Annotated in this window: 16 protein-coding genes and 1 tRNA gene; 12 read left to right on the forward strand and 5 right to left on the reverse strand. The window is 64.6% G+C overall.

From position 1 onward, the window contains the following. The first annotated feature begins 39 nt into the window (after positions 1 to 39). The 4 genes from ACFWHR_RS11935 to ACFWHR_RS11950 all read left to right on the forward strand — a co-directional run bounded on the left by ACFWHR_RS11935 (position 40) and on the right by ACFWHR_RS11950 (position 4,088). Positions 40 to 1,749 (forward strand): FAD-dependent oxidoreductase, encoded by a 1,710-nt coding sequence (locus ACFWHR_RS11935; RefSeq protein ID WP_382448518.1) that lies wholly within the window; start codon positions 40 to 42, stop codon positions 1,747 to 1,749. Between the two features lie 298 nt (positions 1,750 to 2,047). Then, complete coding sequence (locus ACFWHR_RS11940; RefSeq protein WP_382448519.1) at positions 2,048 to 2,302, forward strand: hypothetical protein; 255 nt, start codon at positions 2,048 to 2,050, stop codon at positions 2,300 to 2,302. Beyond that, positions 2,299 to 3,555 (forward strand): DUF6973 domain-containing protein, encoded by a 1,257-nt coding sequence (locus ACFWHR_RS11945; protein ID WP_382448520.1) that lies wholly within the window; start codon positions 2,299 to 2,301, stop codon positions 3,553 to 3,555. The genes ACFWHR_RS11940 and ACFWHR_RS11945 overlap by 4 nt, the downstream gene beginning before the upstream one ends. Continuing rightward, on the forward strand, positions 3,555 to 4,088 hold the full coding sequence (locus ACFWHR_RS11950) for a hypothetical protein (protein ID WP_382448521.1): 534 nt from the start codon (positions 3,555 to 3,557) through the stop codon (positions 4,086 to 4,088). Before ACFWHR_RS11945 ends, ACFWHR_RS11950 begins: the two co-directional genes overlap by 1 nt. 88 nt (positions 4,089 to 4,176) lie before the next feature. Here the strand turns inward: ACFWHR_RS11950 and nhaA are convergent, their stop codons facing one another. Next, positions 4,177 to 6,018, reverse strand: coding sequence for a Na+/H+ antiporter NhaA (gene nhaA / locus ACFWHR_RS11955; RefSeq protein ID WP_382448522.1), 1,842 nt, complete (start codon positions 6,016 to 6,018; stop codon positions 4,177 to 4,179). A 177-nt stretch (positions 6,019 to 6,195) separates the two neighbouring features. Here nhaA and pdxY point away from each other — a divergent pair, with 177 nt between their 5' ends. Then, positions 6,196 to 7,047 carry a pyridoxal kinase PdxY gene (gene pdxY / locus ACFWHR_RS11960; RefSeq protein ID WP_382448523.1) on the forward strand — a complete coding sequence of 284 codons (852 nt, stop codon included), beginning with the start codon at positions 6,196 to 6,198 and terminating at the stop codon, positions 7,045 to 7,047. An 18-nt stretch (positions 7,048 to 7,065) separates the two neighbouring features. Here pdxY and crcB read toward each other — a convergent pair whose 3' ends face one another. Together crcB and ACFWHR_RS11970 are read right to left on the reverse strand one after the other, a co-directional pair. Further along, positions 7,066 to 7,437 (reverse strand): fluoride efflux transporter CrcB, encoded by a 372-nt coding sequence (gene crcB / locus ACFWHR_RS11965; RefSeq protein WP_382448524.1) that lies wholly within the window; start codon positions 7,435 to 7,437, stop codon positions 7,066 to 7,068. Continuing rightward, positions 7,434 to 7,904 carry a fluoride efflux transporter FluC gene (locus ACFWHR_RS11970; RefSeq protein WP_382448525.1) on the reverse strand — a complete coding sequence of 157 codons (471 nt, stop codon included), beginning with the start codon at positions 7,902 to 7,904 and terminating at the stop codon, positions 7,434 to 7,436. The genes crcB and ACFWHR_RS11970 overlap by 4 nt, the downstream gene beginning before the upstream one ends. A 152-nt stretch (positions 7,905 to 8,056) precedes the next feature. Between ACFWHR_RS11970 and ACFWHR_RS11975 the strand changes: the two genes are divergently transcribed. The 4 genes from ACFWHR_RS11975 to ACFWHR_RS11990 all read left to right on the forward strand — a co-directional run bounded on the left by ACFWHR_RS11975 (position 8,057) and on the right by ACFWHR_RS11990 (position 12,870). Beyond that, entirely contained in the window at positions 8,057 to 9,025 is a 969-nt protein-coding gene (locus tag ACFWHR_RS11975; protein ID WP_382448526.1) for a metal ABC transporter substrate-binding protein, read from the forward strand. Continuing rightward, positions 9,022 to 9,765 (forward strand): metal ABC transporter ATP-binding protein, encoded by a 744-nt coding sequence (locus ACFWHR_RS11980; RefSeq protein ID WP_382448527.1) that lies wholly within the window; start codon positions 9,022 to 9,024, stop codon positions 9,763 to 9,765. Before ACFWHR_RS11975 ends, ACFWHR_RS11980 begins: the two co-directional genes overlap by 4 nt. Continuing rightward, positions 9,762 to 10,622 carry a metal ABC transporter permease gene (locus ACFWHR_RS11985; RefSeq protein WP_382448528.1) on the forward strand — a complete coding sequence of 287 codons (861 nt, stop codon included), beginning with the start codon at positions 9,762 to 9,764 and terminating at the stop codon, positions 10,620 to 10,622. The genes ACFWHR_RS11980 and ACFWHR_RS11985 overlap by 4 nt, the downstream gene beginning before the upstream one ends. A 442-nt stretch (positions 10,623 to 11,064) precedes the next feature. Beyond that, a complete protein-coding gene (locus ACFWHR_RS11990; RefSeq protein WP_382448713.1) occupies positions 11,065 to 12,870 on the forward strand; it encodes an amino acid transporter in 1,806 nt (601 codons plus the stop codon). A gap of 79 nt (positions 12,871 to 12,949) precedes the next feature. Here ACFWHR_RS11990 and ACFWHR_RS11995 read toward each other — a convergent pair. Both ACFWHR_RS11995 and ACFWHR_RS12000 read right to left on the reverse strand, forming a co-directional pair. Then, a tRNA-Val gene (locus tag ACFWHR_RS11995) sits at positions 12,950 to 13,026 on the reverse strand. A gap of 230 nt (positions 13,027 to 13,256) precedes the next feature. Further along, complete coding sequence (locus ACFWHR_RS12000; RefSeq protein ID WP_382448529.1) at positions 13,257 to 13,721, reverse strand: peroxiredoxin; 465 nt, start codon at positions 13,719 to 13,721, stop codon at positions 13,257 to 13,259. A 265-nt stretch (positions 13,722 to 13,986) separates the two neighbouring features. On the opposite strand from ACFWHR_RS12000, the gene aceE reads away from it, so the two are divergent. From aceE to ACFWHR_RS12015, 3 genes are all read left to right on the forward strand, one after another. Continuing rightward, positions 13,987 to 16,713, forward strand: a complete 2,727-nt coding sequence (aceE, locus tag ACFWHR_RS12005) for a pyruvate dehydrogenase (acetyl-transferring), homodimeric type (protein WP_382448530.1) — start codon at positions 13,987 to 13,989, stop codon at positions 16,711 to 16,713. A 33-nt stretch (positions 16,714 to 16,746) separates the two neighbouring features. Next, positions 16,747 to 17,955, forward strand: a complete 1,209-nt coding sequence (locus ACFWHR_RS12010; protein ID WP_382448531.1) for a PucR family transcriptional regulator — start codon at positions 16,747 to 16,749, stop codon at positions 17,953 to 17,955. 115 nt (positions 17,956 to 18,070) lie between these two features. Next, complete coding sequence (locus ACFWHR_RS12015; RefSeq protein WP_382448532.1) at positions 18,071 to 18,991, forward strand: ACP S-malonyltransferase; 921 nt, start codon at positions 18,071 to 18,073, stop codon at positions 18,989 to 18,991. Positions 18,992 to 18,993 lie beyond the last annotated feature (2 nt).

Consider the following 18,993-nt stretch of genomic DNA (forward strand, 5'->3'; position numbering starts at 1 on the left):
CGATCAGCGCATACAGGCCGGAATGGTTACGCTGATCGAATGAGTGATCGACCCATAGTGCTGCTCGTAGCAGACTCCCTCCTGCCCACCATCGAGCAGGAGTTTCGGGCACGCTACGATCGCGACTACCGCATCGAGCTCGCGGGTGATGCTGAGACGGCACTCACGATGGTGCGCGGCTTCGTTGAACGCGGAGAGTCGATCGCGATGATCGCCGCGCACGTGCGGGTAGGCCACACGCTCGGATGGGAACTTCTCCGCGACACCCAACCGCTCTCCCCCACCTCGCGTCGGGTGGTACTCGTGACCCCCGGCGCCGAGTGGGCCTCCCACCTGGATGTGCTGCGCGAGGCGATTCTGCGGCGTTACATCGACACATTCGTCGGGGTGCCGCTCGGCCCGCGCGACGAGGAGTTTCACACCGCAATCATTGAGCTGCTCTCTGAGTGGGGCTGGTCGGTCGCGAGTCCGACAGTGACCGCCATTGAGATAGTCGCCGAACCTCACGATCGCGAGGCCAACGCAATTCGTGACCTGCTTGAGCGGCTCGGATTTCCCAATCGCCTGCTCGCGCCCGACAGCGTTGACGGCGCTGCGCTGCTCTCCGAGCTGAAACTGAGCCTGGATGAGCCAGTCAGGTTTCCTCTCGTGCGGGTGTACGACGGCCGATTGGTGAATGGCGCGACGGCCGCAGCGATCAACCAGCAGATTTACGGCCGACTCGACGATATTCCGAGCGGTGAAGTGACAGATCTGCTCGTGATCGGCGCTGGCCCTGCGGGGCTCGCATCGGCGGTGTACGCGGCATCTGAAGGACTCTCGACCGTGGTGTTGGAGCGGGACGCGATCGGCGGCCAGGCCGGGTCAAGTTCGATGATTCGCAACTATCTCGGGTTTCCGCGCGGTATCTCAGGGATGCGGCTCGCCCAGCGCTCGCGTATCCAGGCAAGCCGGTTCGGTGCGAGGTTCTATACCGGGCGCACAGTCGCAAGCATTGAGCAGTGCACGGCAGACGGTGCTGCCGGGTACCGCGTGCGCGTCGGTGAGAGCGAGGTGATTGCGCGTACGGTACTGCTCTCGACCGGGGTCGCCTACCGTCGCCTCGCGCTGCCCAGCGTCGACGCCTTCGCCGGAGCTGGCGTGCACTATGGCGCAGCAACCTCGACCGCGCGCGAGTTGCAGGGACGGCGCGCAGTTGTCGTCGGCGGCGGCAACTCGGCGGGCCAGGCGGCAGTGCACCTGGCCAAGTTTGCGACGCACGTCACGATTCTGATCAGGCGCGCCTCACTCAGCGAGACCATGTCCGACTATCTCATTCGCGAGATAGAGGCCACCCCGAACATCACGCTGCTGGCCAACAGTGAGATCAGCGACGGCGGCGGTCAGGTGCGGCTTGAATGGATCCGGATCACCAGCACCGCAGGCGGCACGGAGCAAGAGCTGCCGGTCGACGGCCTCTTCTGCATGCTCGGTGCGCGCCCCGATTGTTCGTGGTTGCCCGACGACATTGCGCTCGATGCGCAGGGCTACGTGCTGACCGGTCGCGACGTGCCTCGCGAGTCGTGGACCGACGGCATGCCGCCGGCCGATCTCGAAACCACGCTTCCGGGGGTGTTTGCCGCCGGCGACGTGCGCTCCGGATCGATGAAGCGCGTGGCGTCGGCGAGCGGCGAGGGCGCATCGGTCATGCCGCTCGTACACGCTCACCTCACCGCACTCCGCGCGCAGGAGTATGGCGCGAGCGCGTAGCCTACGCGACACCTGCCGCGTTCTACCGTTGATTTCCGCCGCAGCTGCGGCGGACGGGGATCTTGGGACCTTGCCACCGGTTCGTCTCGAACGATTCCTAGTGCTCGTCCAACAATTGACTTCGGCGAGAGCGATGTGTATCATAGTCAACATTACAAACATGGGGGAAACGGAAAGGAAATTCAGTGTCTTCCTCGTTGCACCTCCCTGATGTCGTCCAAGTACCCGTGTGTGTCGGCGGGCGGTTGGTCTCGTGAGTCGCGCTATCTCCTTGAGCGCGGATCTGGTTCGCTCGCACGTGAGCGCGTTGCAGCGGATGGCCGACGCGTCTTCTGATTCATCGAACCCCTCCCCCACTTCGGGCCTTCCGGAACTCGTGAATATCGACGCTGCGTTCTCAAGCACGAACTCCTGTATCGGCCTACTGAGGGCCGGGTACCGGCGCTCCCTCGCGCTATCCGCGGGCGGAATGACAGAGTCCCTGGCGACGCTCATCGAGGCTGAGCAAGACATTGTCGCGTCGCTGTCGAAGGTCATCGGAGCGCTGCGATGAGCGGGTTCTTCGAATCGAGGCTCGAAGTGATCGCGAACGCACCCCGGTACAGCTACGACCTGGCACACGCATCCACGAAAGCCATGTTCGAGGAAGCCGCGAACGTGTGGACCAAAGCCGCAGCCGACCCCGGCTTCACCGGCAAAACAGGTGACGCAGCCTCTGCGAGCTTCTCCCGCAGCGCGTCAGCGATCAAGGAACACATCGACGAGATCGCGCTCTTACCATCGGTCATCAGTGATGCGAACGCGGCCTTGGACGAGGCGTGGAATATCCTGGACGCGCTTCCTGATACTGGGCCTGCCGAGAAGGCGCTAGCGACGGCGTTCTCGGATGCCGCGAACGGGGGTTCGATCACGACCGTCGCTCAGGTCGCGACTGCGTACTCGGGGGTGCAAGCCGCGCGGGCAGCACGCGAAGCCGCAGCCCTGGCCGGATACTCCCGCTTGATTGGCCAGCTCGGACACGTGGAGAGCGCGCTTCAGAAGATCCTCGCGGCTCTCGGGTTCTCTGGCACCGACTTCGGCGGCGGAGCCGGCGGCACCAAGAAGCTCTCGCTCGATGAGATCCTGCTGAAGTATCAAATCAAGGATGACCCGAGATTCGGTGGTAAAGCTCTCCCCTGGTCACCGTTTGGTGTGCCACACGACCTCGTCAAAGGAGTAATGCAATCAGTGGGCCTAGATTTTGATACAGAGCTGACCGCCACGGAGCGAGACATGCTCGAAGCGATGTTGGTGTGGGAACTCAAGGACGCATACGACCTCCAGAAAACCGCGCTGAACGTCGCAGAAGAACACTTCCCGGTCGGCACCGGAAGGCCGGGCAACTACGACCAAAACGACGCCTTCCGCCACACCTACTGGTCAGCAATCATGACGAAAAAGTTCGGTGCCGAATGGGCAGAGCAATTCACCAGCGCGCACGAGGGGTACTACAGCAACCCTGGTCCACCCGAAGCCATGGACCTCTACAACAACGAGGTGGGACGCAGCATCGCGACCGACCACCCGTTCGCGAGCGAGAAAGAACTCGCTGGCCTCATCGACGAGGCCGTCCGCAACGGAGACGTCATCACGATCGACGCCGATAAGCAGTTGCAGTGGAGTGACTACAACGGGCCCCATCCCGGCCCCAAGGAATTTGACGAAGATACTGGAAGAGATAGCCTCCCCGGAAACGATCGTTCGGATTTCGGCATCGAACGGCCGCACTATCCGATTCCGAGGTCGGGGACAGGATACTGGCAGTGATGACCCCCCAGATCAGCACACAGTGCCGACGATTAATAACCGTCACGGCCGCATTCCTCATCCTGCTGGGCACAACCGCCTGCGCAGAAAGCGCTGAACGTCACGCGGCGTCGTTTCGGGCAGGGAAGTTTGATGCCGCTCTGAAGAAAGCCTGCGCGTCTGGCGAGGTCGTGCTAGCCACCTCGTTGATTCCAGAGAAGTGGGACCGCATGCTCGTGATTCCCGAAGGCACGTACGGCAACATGGTCAACGACATCCTCGGCTTTCATTACACCCACGAAGACAGCTACTTCGGCAATTACTACACGGGCATTCTGCTTAACGGAACGAAAAGGGTGGTGCAAATCAACTTCGGTCGTTCAGTAAACCCTCCCCCAGTGGAGCTCCCGTCGAGCGGCTACATTTTCGATGCGGACTCACTGAGCGTGACCCCGCGTTCGGAGACCCCCGAGTCGATGCAGAAGTGGCTTGAGAGACGAAATCAAGACTGCATACTGCTCTCCCCCGACGATACCGAAGCATTCAACTACTAATGCACAACCCGTAATCAGAGCAGCGCACCGCAGGATCGCGCGACCCCGACTACGACGCGTTCACCAGCCCTGCTCACGCCCGCACCGCCTACGACCGCCGGCGAACGGCCGACTCACGTCGCTGCGCCTCAAGCGCCGCGATCAGGCTGCGGGCATCGTGTGCTCCCTTGTGGCGGTGATCGTTCAGGAAGAACGTCGGCGTGCCGCCCGCACCGCTCTCGATCGCGCTGCGCATGTCGCTGCGAATGTGCTCGACGATCTCTTCGCTGAGCAAGTCGCGGTCGAATTGTTCGAGATCAAGTTCGATATCTTCTGCGTAGCCGCGCAGGTGTTCGGCCTCGAGGCGATCCTGGTTCGCGAAGAGTACGTTGTGCATCTCCCAGAACTTGCCCTGCCTCGCAGCAGCCTCGGCCGCGATCGCGGCGTCGAACGCGCGCGGGTGGTAGTCCTCGAGAGGAAAATGGCGCACAACGTAGCGGCCGCCGTCGATACCGTAGTGGTCGCGCAGGTCCATCCACATGCCCGTCGCCGTCGCGCAGAACGGACACTCGAAGTCGAGATACTCGACGATCGTGTCCTGTGCATCGGGGTCTCCGAGATAGTGATCCCGCTCCAAGTCGATTGGATCTGCGAGCGTCGTGGGAAGATCGGCGGTCGTCTCCCCCAGCTTCACGCGCGCGAATGTGAAGACGAGCCAGCCGAGCACCCACGACAGGATCATCGCGATGATGACACCGACAATTGCCTGCTGCGCGACCTCGCCCTCCAGGGCGAGCGAGATAATCAGCAGCGACATCGTGAAACCGATGCCACTCAGCGCAGCGCCGCCGAGCACGCTGCCGACACCGACTCCCTGTGGCAGTGTGCCGAGTTTCGCGCGCACGGCTGCCCAGCTGCCAATCCCGATGCCCGCGAACTTACCGATCACAAGACCAGCGACGACGCCCCACGTGATCGGTGAAGTCAGCGCCTCGAACAGCACGCCACCGCGCAGGTCGACGCCCGCGTTGGCGAGCGCAAACAGCGGCACGATGACGAGCGAGACGGGACTGCGCAGCACATCGTGCAATCGCTCGTTCACCGAGATCGACTTTGCCAGGCCGAGGCGAACGTTACGCGCCGCGTCGGCACGCGGCGACTGCCAGTAATCACGGAATAGTTGCTTCGCCCGCACGACATCATCGCGCTCGGGTGCGGCGGCCGGAATCAGAAGGCCGGCGGCCATACCCGCCAGCGAGGGGTGCACGCCAGACAGCAGGGTTGCCGCCCAGAGCAGCACGATCAACACCACGTAGGGCGTGCTGCGCCACTCGTTAGCGCGCGCGAGCAAGAAGATGAGGGCGAGGCAGACGACCGCGAGAATCAGTGGCACCCACTGCACCGACTCGGTGTAGACGATGCCGATGATCGCGACCGCGAGAAAATCGTCGACGACGGTCAGCGTCAGCAGGAAGACGCGCAGTTGGCTCGACATTCGCGGGCCAACGAGCGCGAGCGCTCCGAGCAGAAACGCCGTATCGGTGCCGATGACCGCGCCCCAGCCCTCGGGTGCTGTGCGTCCGGCGATCGCCAAGTAAATGAGCGCTGGCAGCGCCACACCGGCGACGCCAGCAATCAACGGAACCAGGGCCTGGCGGCGGTCGCGCAGCGCGCCCACGGCGAACTCTTGCCGCACCTCAAGGCCGATCAAGAAGAAGAACACGACCATCAAACCGTCGTTCACCCAGTGGTGCAGACTCATGTCGATGTTGAGCGAGCCAACCCCGATAGTGGCGTGTGTCTCCCACAGACTCGTATAACTCTCAGACCAGGGCGTATTCGCCCAGATGAGTGCCACTACGGACACCGCGACGAGCAGCAGTGCGCTGCCTGACTCGGTGCGCAGGCGGTCTGCAACCACCCGCACCCAATCGGGTTTGTTCTTGTGCATACGGGGCCTCTCCGACGGCGACAGGGCACTGGCGAACCCCGGCATAGGAGACGAAGTCTACTTTGGGTGGTCGTATCACTCGAATCTCAGGGCGACTCACAAGCTCCGCACGCGGGACTGGTTCTGATCTCAGCAAACAAACTGGTACATCCGAAGGACCAGTGACAGTATCGTCGCATGCGCATCCTCTCGATTCAGTCTTCGGTTTCGTACGGCCACGTCGGTAATTCAGCGGCGGTGTTTCCGCTGCAGCGGATCGGAGTGGAGGTGATGCCGGTCTACACCGTCGCCTTCTCGAATCACACCGGATACGGCGCGTGGCGCGGACCGCTCATGTCGGGCGACGATGTGCGAGAGATCGTAATCGGTATCGAAGAACGCGGTGGTCTCGAAGGCGTCGATGCCGTGCTCTCCGGGTATCAGGGCAGCGACAGCATCGGCGACGCGATTCTTGACGCGGTGGATCGTGTGAAGCGCCACAGCCCAGACGCGATCTACGCCTGTGATCCGGTGCTCGGAAACGCGAAGTCGGGTTGTCACGTCGCACCCGAGGTGCAAAATCTCATTCGGGATCGCGTGGTGCCTCGCGCTGATCTGATCACGCCAAATCAGTTCGAACTCGGCTTTCTCACCGGCACGACGCCCGCGTCGCTCGAATCGACGCTTGCCGCCGTCGACCAGGTGCGCGAGCTCGGTCCGAGCACGGTGCTCGTCACGAGCGTTGAGCGACCGGATCGGCCGAGCGACACGATCGAGATGCTCGCCGTCACCGGCGATGGCGCGTGGCTCATTGAAACACCGCGCATTCCGTTCAAGGTGAACGGGTCAGGCGATGTCACAGCCGCACTGTTCACGGCGCACTTCCGCCGCACGGGCGACCCGGCCGACGCTCTTGAGCGGACTACCGCGAGCGTCTACGCGCTTCTCGAACGGACCTACGCGGCCGGTTCACGTGAGCTGCTCCTGGTTGAGTCGCAGGAGGCCTACGCGCACCCGGACATGCGTTTCGCGGCCCATCAGGTGCGCTAACCCGGATCTTGACGAACGCTAGACCAACGCCCGGCCGAGCAAAATCCCAGCGGCGGCAAGCACAACCGCCGCCACGAGCACACCGACTCCGTTTACGAGTGCGGCACCGTAGCGCCGCTTCATCAGGAGCTGCACCGTGTCGAGGCTCGCGGTGCTGAACGTCGTGTATCCCCCCAAGAACCCGGTCGCTGCGACCGCGGCGACCGGGTGAGCGAGCGAGAGACCGGTCACGATGCCAATGGCGAAGGAACCGGTCAAATTAATCGTGATGATGCCCCACGGAAAGCGCGCACGCATCTGCGGGGAAAAGCTTGAGTCAACAAGGTGCCGGGCCGCCGCTCCGACGCCGCCCGCGATCGCAATACCGACCGCGAGCCAGACGCCGGTCACCGCTCGTCTCCACTGTAGGAGCCAGTAGCCGTCTGCGGGCCGGCATTCGCAGACGGGGACGGACCCGCCGCGATCCGGCGCCCCATGACGATCCCCAGCCAAGTCATGATCACGCCGCCACAGAGTGTCGCCGCCGCGTAGCTGAGCACGATCGCCGTGTGCCCGTCCAAAAGCGCGGTAGCGAGATCGTCCGCGAGCAAACTGTAGGTCGTGAACCCGCCCAATACCCCCGTGCCGAAAATGAGTCGTGCGCGGCGCCACCGTGCGCCACCGCGACGCGACGCGACCTCGGCGAGGGCACCCAGGACACCTGCACCCAATAGATTGACGGCCAAGGTTGCGACGGGAAAGCCGCCGGTCGCGTCGGGCGCGCCGATCCAGAGCGAGACCAGGTAGCGCGCGAGTGAACCGAACGCGCCCCCCAGCGCGACCCATGAGAGGTCGGTCAAGCGGGACGGGGTAACCACGCAGATCAGTGTACGGCTGGCCCGCACTCGATCCTCGCAATTCCCGCACAGCTGGACTATCATCGGCGATAAGTTCGTGTTGTCGAACTTTTATATTCGCCTAGGCGATGGCATCGTAGTTTGGGGCCGTCGCAGAGTTCAGGAGGCCGAGAGTGACCCGCAGCACCGTCCGTCGCCGAAGCGGCCTCGCTGTCGTCTTCGCGGTCACGGTCGCGTTGCTCACTTCGGGCTGCGCGAGCGGTGGGGACGACGCCTGGACAGACGACGACTGGACCGGCGACCCTGATGCTCCCGTCGTGCTCACCACCTTCACCGTGCTCGCAGACATGGCCCGCGCCGTGGGAGGCGACCACGTGCAGGTGCGATCGATCACCAAGGTCGGCGCAGAAATACACGGCTACGAGCCCACCCCACTCGACATTGCGAAGGCGTCGGAGGCTGATTTGATCCTCGACAATGGGCTCGGTCTCGAGTCGTGGTTCGCAAAATTCGTGGACCAGACCGACGTCCCCCACGTGGTCGTTTCAGAGGGCATCGATCCGATTGACATTACCGGTGACGCATACGCGGGTAAGCCGAACCCGCACGCCTGGATGAGCCCGCGCAATGCCCAGATTTACGTCACAAACATGGTCGACGCGTTCACCTCGCTCGATCCAGACAACGCTGCTGAGTACGCAAAGAACGGTGCCGCGTACCAGAAACAGCTTCGATCAATCGAGGATCGCCTCACCGGTGCAGTCGAACAGCTCCCCGAGTCACACCGCGCGTTGGTAACCTGCGAAGGCGCGTTCTCGTATCTCGCGCGCGATGCAGGGTTGACCGAGCAGTACATCTGGCCGGTCAACGCAGAGCAGCAGGCGACGCCGCAGCAAATCGCCGACACCATCGAGTTCGTGCGTGGTAAGGAAGTGCCGGCGGTGTTCTGCGAGTCAACTGTGTCCGACCGACCGATGCAGCAGGTCGCGGAGAGCTCCGGCGCGGCATTCGGTGGCACCCTGTACGTGGATTCCCTATCGGAGCCCGATGGCCCCGTTCCCAGCTACCTCGATTTACTCACCTACGACGCCGACACCATCGTCGCGGCATTGAGCGGATCCGGATCGGGTGATGCGCAGTGACCGCGGCAATCGAAGTGGACAGCGTCACCGTGCGGTACGGCGAAGTGCTCGCGCTCGATGGGGCCTCCCTTACGGTGGCAGCCGGGGGTGTAACCGGTCTGATCGGGATGAACGGCTCGGGCAAATCGACGCTCTTCAAATCAATCATGGGCGCGCTTCGCCCCGAGCACGGCAGTGTGCGGATCGCTGGCATGACCCCGGCCGCCGCACGGAAGAGCGGACGCGTGGCGTACGTGCCGCAGAGTGAAGACGTCGACTGGGCGTTTCCGGTGTCTGTGCGGGACGTCGTCATGATGGGCCGCTACGGCAAGCTCGGTGTCACGCGCCGCGCGGGTGCGGCCGATCGAGCGGCAGTGGCAGACGCACTCGAACGCGTCGAGCTCACGGAACTCGCTGACCGTCAAATCGGCAAGCTCTCCGGCGGGCAGAAGAAGCGGGCGTTCGTCGCGCGCTGTATCGCGCAGGACGCCGAGATTCTGCTGCTGGACGAACCCTTCGCCGGGGTGGATCAGCGCAGCGAGGCGACCATCGTGCGCCTGCTCCGCGAGCTGGCCGCAAATGGTCGAACGGTGCTCGTATCCACGCACGATCTGCATGCCCTCCCCTCCCTCGCCGACGAAGCCGCGCTATTGCTGCGGCAGGTGCTCTTCCACGGGTCTGTCAGCGAGGCGCTCGCGCCCGCACGGTTGGCCGAGGCGTTTGGGTTGAGTGGCTCCGCGGTACCCGAGGAGACGCCATGAGCCCCTTCGACTTTCTGATTGAGCCGTTGCAGTACGAGTTCATGATCCGCGCGCTCGCCACGACTGTGATCGCTGCCGTGGTGTGTGCGGTGCTGTCGTGCTGGCTCGTACTTACTGGCTGGTCGCTCATGGGCGACGCGGTCTCGCACGCGGTGCTGCCCGGAGTGGTGCTCGCATACATCGTCGGCGCTCCCTTCGCGCTCGGCGCACTGCTGTTTGGGTTCCTCGCAGTCGCGCTCATTGGCGCGATCCGAGACACCAGTCGAGTGAAAGAGGACGCCGCGATAGGCATCGTCTTCACCACGCTATTCGCGCTCGGGCTCGTGCTCATCTCTGTCACGCCCAGTCAGACCGATCTCAGCCACATCGTGTTCGGCAACATTCTCGGCGTCTCGAACGGCGACCTGCTGCAGATTGGCGTGCTCGCCGCAATCGCGTTCGCGGTCCTCGTCATCAAGCGACGCGATCTCACCCTGTTCGCGTTCGACCCCACCCACGCGCGCGCCATCGGTCTCAACCCGAAGCTTCTCGGCGCGCTGCTGCTCGGGCTGCTCGCGCTCACCTCAGTGGTCGCGCTGCAGGTCGTAGGGGTGATCCTCGTCGTCGCAATGCTCATCATTCCCGGAGCCACTGCGTACCTGCTCACCGACCGGTTTGGTCGGATGCTCATCATCGCCCCGGTGCTGTCGGCGACGTGCTCGGTGATTGGCATCATTTTGAGTTACTGGATGGACGCAGCCTCCGGCGGCCTCGTCATCCTCGTGCAGGGCGCGGCATTCACCGTGGCGTTTCTGTTCAGCCCGCGTCAAGGATTGCTCACCCGCGGACTGGCGCGTCGCGTCGCGCGGCGGGCGTAGGTTCTGGGGCTCGCGTTCCGCAAGTTATCCGCGTTGCGCGAGCCACTTCCGGGCACCGGCAACTTGCGGAACGCAGATCGCTTGCCGATCGCGGGCGGTTCAGCGCTGAGTGCCGCGGGCAGGCCCGTGAGTAGACCGTATACATCACGCACAGACGCGTATGGAAACCGTAAGGATCGCCGCCAGCCGCCCCAATCTAGGGTCTACTGATTGTGCGCCACGCGCGCGATGGCGAACGCGCCATTGCGGTTCCCTGAACGGAGTTTTCGTGATTGCCAGCAACGTCTCATCTCTTGAGGCACCGACCTACACGCCAGCTCCGCGAAGTTCGCGCGCGCGACTGCGGCAGTGGCTGCTCGCAGACACCACGGTCTCCCCCGGACGCCAGCCGGGACCCCACGGCCGCCCCGAACGACACGAGCGTACCCACTGGCTACGCGTCATGTGCCTCACCGGTCTCGACTACTTCTCGACGCTCGGGTATCAGCCGGCAATCGCCGCGCTCGCCGCGGGGGCGGTGGCGCCGCTTGCGACGATCCTGCTCGTCATCGTCACCCTCGCCGGAGCGCTTCCCGTCTATCGTCGCGTCGCGAGCGAGAGCCCCCACGGCACGGGATCAATCTCGATGCTCGCAAAGCTCATGCCGCGCTGGGGCGGCAAGCTGACCGTGCTCGCGCTACTCGGGTTCGCCGCCACCGATTTCATGATCACGATGACGCTATCGGCCGCCGACGCCACCGCGCACCTCGTTGAGAACCCGTTCGCGCCGCAGGTACTGCACGGCCAGGAGGTGGTCATCACGCTCGCGCTGCTGACGGGGCTCGGCGTCGTCTTTTTGCGGGGGTTCCGCGAGGCGATCCGGCTCGCTACGGTGCTTGTCGGAGCCTTCCTGCTCGTGAATATCGTCGTCATAGCTGTCGCGCTGTTTGAGCTGTTCAGCCATCCGGTGATGCTCGGTGACTGGTGGAGCGTGCTCACGACGCAGCACGGCAACCCGATCCTCGTCATCGCCGTCGCGCTCATCGTGTTTCCGAAGCTCGCCCTCGGACTCTCGGGATTTGAGACCGGCGTCGCGGTGATGCCGCAGATTCAGGGGGACCCCGGCGACACCGAGGCGAACCCTGCCGGGCGCATCCGCGGCGCGAAGCGGCTGCTGACGACCTCGGCGCTCATCATGAGCGCGTTCCTGATCTCATCGTCACTGACGACCGTTGCGCTGATTCCCGCAAAGGAATTTCAGCCGGGCGGAGAGGCAAATGGCCGCGCACTTGCGTACCTCGCACACACCTACCTCGGTGAAGGCTTTGGCACCGTCTACGACCTGATCACGATCGCCATCCTCTGGTTCGCTGGAGCATCGGCGATGGCGGGGCTACTCAACCTTGTGCCACGCTATCTCCCCCGCTACGGCATGGCTCCGGCCTGGGCGCGCGCTACACGGCCGCTCGTGCTCGTCTTCACGGCAATCGGCTTCGTCATCACGGTGATCTTCCAGGCGAGCGTTGACGCGCAGGGCGGCGCCTACGCCACTGGTGTGCTCGTGCTGATCACCTCCGCCGCTGTCGCCGTGACACTCGCGGCGCGCAAACGCGGTCAGCGCGGGGCGACAATCGGCTTCGGCGTGATTTCGGTGGTCTTTCTCTACACCACGGTTGCGAACGTCATCGAACGGCCCGATGGCATCAGGATCGCGGCGTGCTTCATCGTTGGCATCATTGTGGTGAGTTTCGTTTCCCGTGTGAAGCGCTCGACCGAGTTGCGCGCCACATCGGTCAGACTCGACCCGATGGCCGCGTCGTTCATCGACGGATCGCCGGGCAGTATCGTGCGCCTCATCGCGCACGAGCCCAACGACCTCCGCCCGGAGCGTTACCGCGCGAAGCTCGAACACGCGAGATTCGCCCACAGCCTGCCCGACGACGACGTGCTGTTCATCGAGATCGTCGTCTCCGATAGCTCCGACTTCGAGAACGAACTGCTCGTCGAGGGCGAAGTGCGCAACGGCTACCGCATCTTGACCGTGCGCGGCAGCACTGTCCCGAACGGAATCGCGGCGGTCGCCATGCACCTGCGCCAAGATCTGCAGTGCACGCCGCACATCTTCTTCCGCTGGACGGAGGGCAACCCGCTCGCGAACCTGCTGCGCTTCCTGCTGTTCGGTGAGGGCGAGATCGCGCCGATGACGCGCGAGGTACTGCGTGAGGCAGAACCCGACCTCACCCGCCGGCCTTGGGTGCATGTTTCGTAGTCGGGGCTTGCGGCAGTAGCGAGCGTGGCGCCGAGTTGGCAGCACCGCTCGTGGCGCATTGAGCGTCCAAGGAAATATCTGGTGGGCCCGGAGGGACTCGAACCCCCGACCCTCTCGGTGTAAACGAGATGCTCTAACCAACTGAGCTACAGGCCCCTCGCCGCAATGCGGCACCCCATAGCTTAGGGGACGCGCCCCGGCGCGCGAAATCGGGCGGCCCGCAGCGCGCGAAGCTCCCGCGGCGCGGCGGCGCTGAACACGAGGGGATCCGCCGAGACCGAAGGGATTTTCGCGTTGGATTCACTCGTGTTCGGCGCGAAGCCTCGCGTTCGGCGCCAGGCCTCGCGTTCGGCGGGGCCGGACGCGGTGGCCGGCGCGGGGCCGAGCTAACTTCGCAACGCCGCCAGGGCCTCGCGGTATGCCGCAAGGGCACGGGGTTCGCCGACGGGGGTCTCGAAGGACGCGGCGACGCGGCGATCCTGATCGATAATCACCGTTGCCCGCGCCGCCGCCCCGGTGCGCTCAACGAACGCCCCGTAGGCGCGGGCGGTCTCGCCGTGCGGCCAGAAATCGGAGAGGATCGAGAAGTCAAACCCCTCTTGATCCGCCCACGCCCGAAGCGTCCAGACCGAATCGACAGACACTCCGAGCAACCGCACGCCGTGCGACTCGAACTTCGCGAGCTCGTCACCGAGCTCTGCGAACTCGCCCGTACAGATTCGCGAGAACGCAAACGGTACGAAAACGAGCGCGACGGGCCCGTCGACGAGCATTTCTGTGAGCACCAGCTCTTCACCGTGTTGATCGGAGAGCGTGAACTCGGGCGCAACTTCACCGACTGCGAGGACCAAAGTGGCTCCATTCACGGGCCAGATCACCCGGTTCCACGCGCGAGGCGCGCCCTAACATCACGACGCTTCCACCCTAGCCATGTGTCGCGGAGCGCGCAGATTGTGCGAAATACACGAACGATTCGTGCCAGTTGACTGATCCATCATGCACATTCGCTAGTGTGGAGGCACACCCGCGAATCCAGCGGGCGCCTTCGTGCTGCGCGCCGACGCACCAACCAGCGGTTCTGGCTCGCGCACGCCTCATGGTGAATGGAGCACAATCTTGGCCGTCAACACGCAGGATCCCTACTCAAGCGGGAACTCAGATCAGGATCCGCAGGAGACCGCCGAATGGCGTGAGTCGCTTGACGCGGTCGTCGATGAGCGCGGGGCCGGTCGCGGCCGGGAGATCATGACGAGCCTGCTCGATCGCTCGCGCCAGCTGCACCTCAACGTGCCGCAGGTGCCGACCACGGACTATGTGAACACCATCGCGTCCGACGACGAGCCCGACTTCCCCGGCAACGAAGAGCTCGAGCGCAAGTATCGCTCGTGGCTGCGCTGGAACGCCGCCATGACGGTGCACCGGGCACAGGCCCCTGGCATCGGTGTCGGCGGACACATCTCGACCTACGCGTCAGCAGCTTCGCTGTACGAGGTTGGCTTCAACCACTTCTTCCGCGGCCAAGATCACCCGGGCGGCGGCGACCAGATCTTCGCGCAGGGCCACGCCTCCCCCGGCATGTACGCCCGCGCGTTCCTCGAGGGTCGCCTCACGGCCGACCAGCTCGACGGCTTCCGCCAAGAGAAGTCGCACGCGGGCGGCGGCCTGCCCAGTTACCCGCACCCGCGCCTCGCGCCGAACTTCTGGCAGTTCCCGACGGTGTCGATGGGACTCGGCCCGATCAACGCGATCTACCAGGCACAGCTCAACAAGTACCTCACCAACCGCGGCATCAAGGACGCCTCCGACCAGCACGTATGGGCGTTCCTGGGTGACGGTGAGATGGACGAGGTCGAGAGCCGTGGCCAGTTGCAGGTCGCTGCGAACGAGGGTCTCGACAACCTGACCTTCGTCATCAACTGCAATCTGCAGCGACTCGACGGCCCGGTGCGCGGTAACGGCAAGATCATTCAGGAGCTCGAAAGCTACTTCCGTGGCGCGGGCTGGAACGTCATCAAGGTCATCTGGGGCCGCGAGTGGGACGACCTGCTCGAGCGCGACGTCGATGGCGCGCTGCTGAACATCATGAACACCACTCCCGACGGTGACTACCAGACGTACAAGGCCGAGAACGGCGCGTACATCCGCAATCACTTCTTCGGCAAGGACGAGCGCGCGATGCACCTCGTCGACGAGTACAGCGACGACCAGATCTGGCAGCTGCGCCGCGGCGGCCACGACTACCGCAAGGTCTACGCGGCGTACGCCGCGGCGCTCGCGCACAAGGGTCGCCCCACCGTGATCCTCGCGAAGACCGTTAAGGGATACGGCCTCGGCCCGCACTTCGAGGGCCGCAACGCGACCCACCAGATGAAGAAGATGACGCTGGACGATCTGAAGACGTTCCGCGACACCATGCGCATTCCGATCTCGGACGCTCAGCTCGAGGCCGACCCGTACCGCCCGCCGTACTACTTCCCGGGCGACGACGACGAGGCGATCAAGTACATCCACGAGCGCCGCCAGGCCCTCGGCGGGTATCTGCCTGAGCGCCGCACGAAGCACACCGAGCTCGCCCTCCCCGAGCAGAAGACCTACGCGATTGCCGCGAAGGGCTCTGGCACGCAGGAGGCCGCGACGACGATGGTGTTCGTGCGCCTACTCAAGGACCTGATGCGCGACAAGTCGTTCGGCCCGCGCATCGTGCCGATCATTCCTGACGAGGCTCGCACCTTCGGTATGGATTCGTACTTCCCGACCTCGAAGATCTATAACCCGAACGGGCAGAACTACGTCTCCGTCGACCGTGAGCTGCTGCTCGCTTACAAGGAGAGCCCGCAGGGCGTGCTGTTGCACGTCGGCATTAACGAGGCCGGCGCTGCCGCCGCATTCACCGCGGTCGGCACGTCGTATTCGACGCAGGGCGAGCCGCTGATTCCCGTGTACATCTTCTACTCGATGTTCGGATTCCAGCGCACCGGCGACGCATTCTGGGCCGCTGGCGACCAGATGGCGCGCGGCTTCGTGGTCGGCGCGACAGCCGGTCGCACCACGCTGACGGGTGAGGGCTTGCAGCACGCCGACGGTCACTCGATCGCGCTCGCTGCGACGAACCCGGCAGTCGTCGCGTACGACGCGGCCTACGGCTACGAGATCGGTCACATCATGCGCTCGGGCATTGAGCGGATGTACGGCGGACAGCACCCCGAGCCCAACGTGATGTATTACCTCACGGTCTACAACGAGCCGATCGTGCACCCCGCCGAGCCCGAAGATATCGACATCGAGGGCATCATCCGCGGTATCCACAAGGTTGGGCCGGCGAAGGCCGGCACCCACCCCGCGCAGATCTTCGCATCCGGTGTAGCCGTGCCGTGGGCGCTTGAGGCGCAGGAGATCCTCGCTCGCGACTGGGACGTGGCTGCCGATGTCTGGAGCGTCACGAGCTGGACTGAGCTGGGGCGCGATGGTGTCGCCGCTGAGGATCACAACTTCCGTAACTTCGGCGAAGAGCCGCGTGTGCCATACCTCACGAAGAAGTTGCAGGGCTCCGAGGGCCCCGTGGTGGCTGTGAGCGACTGGGCAACCCAGGTTCCCGAGCAGATCCGCGCGTTCGTGCCGGGCGACTACTCGGTGCTCGGCGCCGATGGCTTCGGTTTCTCGGACACCCGCGCCGCCGCGCGTCGGTACTTCGGAATCGACCGCGAGTCGGTCGTGGTGAAGGTGCTGCAGCGCCTCGCGTTGCAGGGCAAGATCGACGCTGACGTTCCGCGCCGAGCAGCTGAACAGTACCGGTTGGGCGACGTGAACGCCGGTACCACGGGCGGCGCCGGCGGGGAGTCCTAAGCGGGCCGCGGTTTGACCGACGATTCGATGCCCATGGATCGCACGAAAGCGCAGGAGTTAGCCTGGCTTCGCACGATTACCGGGGAGCTCTCGACCCGAACCATTACGAGGCTCGACGAGACGCTCCCCTGGTATGGCAATATGCCGCCCAGCCGCCGTTCGGCGATCGGGCTCGTGGCGCAGACCGGTATCAGCTCGTTCATTCAGTGGTACGAGGATCCAACCTCGACGCCGTGGATCGCGTCTGACGTGTTTAGCGCCGCCCCGCGGGAACTGCTGCGCTCGATCAGCCTGCAAGAAACGCTGCAGCTGATTCGCGTGGTGGTCTCCGTCGTAGAGGATCGCGTCGCGCCGAAGAGCGAGGCACTTCGCGAGGCAGTGCTGCACTATTCACGAGACGTCGCCTTCGCGGCGGCCGACGTATACGCCCGGGCGGCCGAGGCGCGCGGGCTCTGGGATGCACGCCTCGAAGCGCTCGTCGTCGACTCCATTTTGACCGGCGAGAGCGACGATGAGCTCCCCAGCCGCATTGCGGCCCTCGGCTGGCACGGCGACGGCGAGGCCGCGGTTCTCGTGGGCACCGCTGAGCGCTATGTCGACGTTGATCAGTTGCGTCGCTCGGCTCGACACGCCGGGGCCGACGTGCTCATCGGGCTGCAGGGAACGCGCCTCGTGCTCGTTCTCGGTCGCCTGGATGCTCCGACGACGGAACCGGGCACGGGCCCAGCGGCGTCACTCTCATTCTTGGAGATCGCGCAGCGACTCGCGGACGGATTCTCTGACGGGCCGCTCGTACTGGGCCCGCCTGTCGAGAATCTCGTTGATGCATCGCGTAGCGCCCGCGCCGCGCTCGCAGGGGTCGCCGTCGCACGTTCTTGGCGACACGCCCCACGACCTGTAGCGGCCGACGATCTGCTGCCCGAACGCGCGTTGGCTGGCGACGGCCTTGCACGCCGCACACTCATTGAACAGATCTATGAGCCGCTCGCTGCTCACTCCGGTGAGTTGCTGGAGACACTCTGGTGCTATCTCGACAACGGTCGATCGCTCGAAGCGACCGCACGCGAGCTGTTCGTCCACCCGAACACCGTGCGCTACCGGTTGAAAAAGGTGTCAGACGTCATCGGCTGGAACGCAACCGGAGCACGTGAAGCGCTGATTTTGCAGTCGGCGCTGATCGCGGGATCGATCGCTCAACACGGCCGCCGTTCGCCCGCGCCGAAGCGGGACACCACCCGCTGACACGCTGCGAAACCCACTCGGCGCTGCACACTTCTGACGGAGTCCACAAAGAAATTCGCAAAGTGTGGTCGGAAATATGCAGGCCGAGTGGCCATGATCTGAGAAACTGGAACACGTGATTGTCATCGCTTGCCCTGGACAGGGCTCACAAACCCCCGGCTTCCTCGCGCCCTGGCTCGAGCTGCCCGGTGCCAGCGACTTCCTCGGAGAAGCCTCCGAGAACGCCGGCATCGATCTCGTGGCCCACGGCACAGTGAGTGACGCCGACACGATTCGCGACACCGCCATTGCTCAGCCACTCATCGTCGCAGCGAGCCTGCTCGCCTGGCGTGAGTTGTCGGCGCGCGTGTCAATCGCCGACGCGGGCATCGCTGGTCACTCGGTGGGCGAGTTCGCCGCCGCCGCCGCTGCCGGGGTACTCACCGAAGCCGACGCACTGCGCCTCGTCGCGGTGCGTGGCCGCGCGATGGCTGAGGCAGCGTCACGCGTCGAGACCGGCATGGCTGCCGTAGTCGGCGGCGTCGAGGCCGACGTTCTCGCGAAGATCGCGGAGCACGGGCTCACCGCGGCGAACCGCAATGGCGGCGGCCAGATTGTCGCTGCGGGCGAGCGTGCGAAGCTCGAAGCATTGGCAGCAGATGCACCTCGTGGAGCTCGTGTGATCGCTCTGCAGGTCGCGGGGGCGTTCCATACCGACGCAATGGCTTCGGCCATCCCCGCGCTGCGCGAGGCAACGGAGAGCGTCGCGGCTACCGATCCTCGTCACCCACTGTGGACGAACTCCGACGGTTCACGCGTGACAAGTGGCGAGCGCTTCGTGGAGTTGCTCGTGTCACAAATTGCTCACCCGGTGCGCTGGGATGCCTGCATGGCCAGCTTCGAGGCCGCCGGTATCTCCGGCCTCGTGGAGCTCGCGCCTGCTGGCGCCCTTACCGGCATCGCGAAGCGCGCGCTCAAGGGAACGCCCACCGTTGCCATTAAGACCCCTGAAGATCTCGACGCGGCCGTGGCGCTCATCACCGGCCCCGCTGCCTAACC

It is taken from the genome of Leucobacter sp. NPDC058333 (assembly GCF_042726155.1).
Lineage (GTDB): Bacteria > Actinomycetota > Actinomycetes > Actinomycetales > Microbacteriaceae > Leucobacter.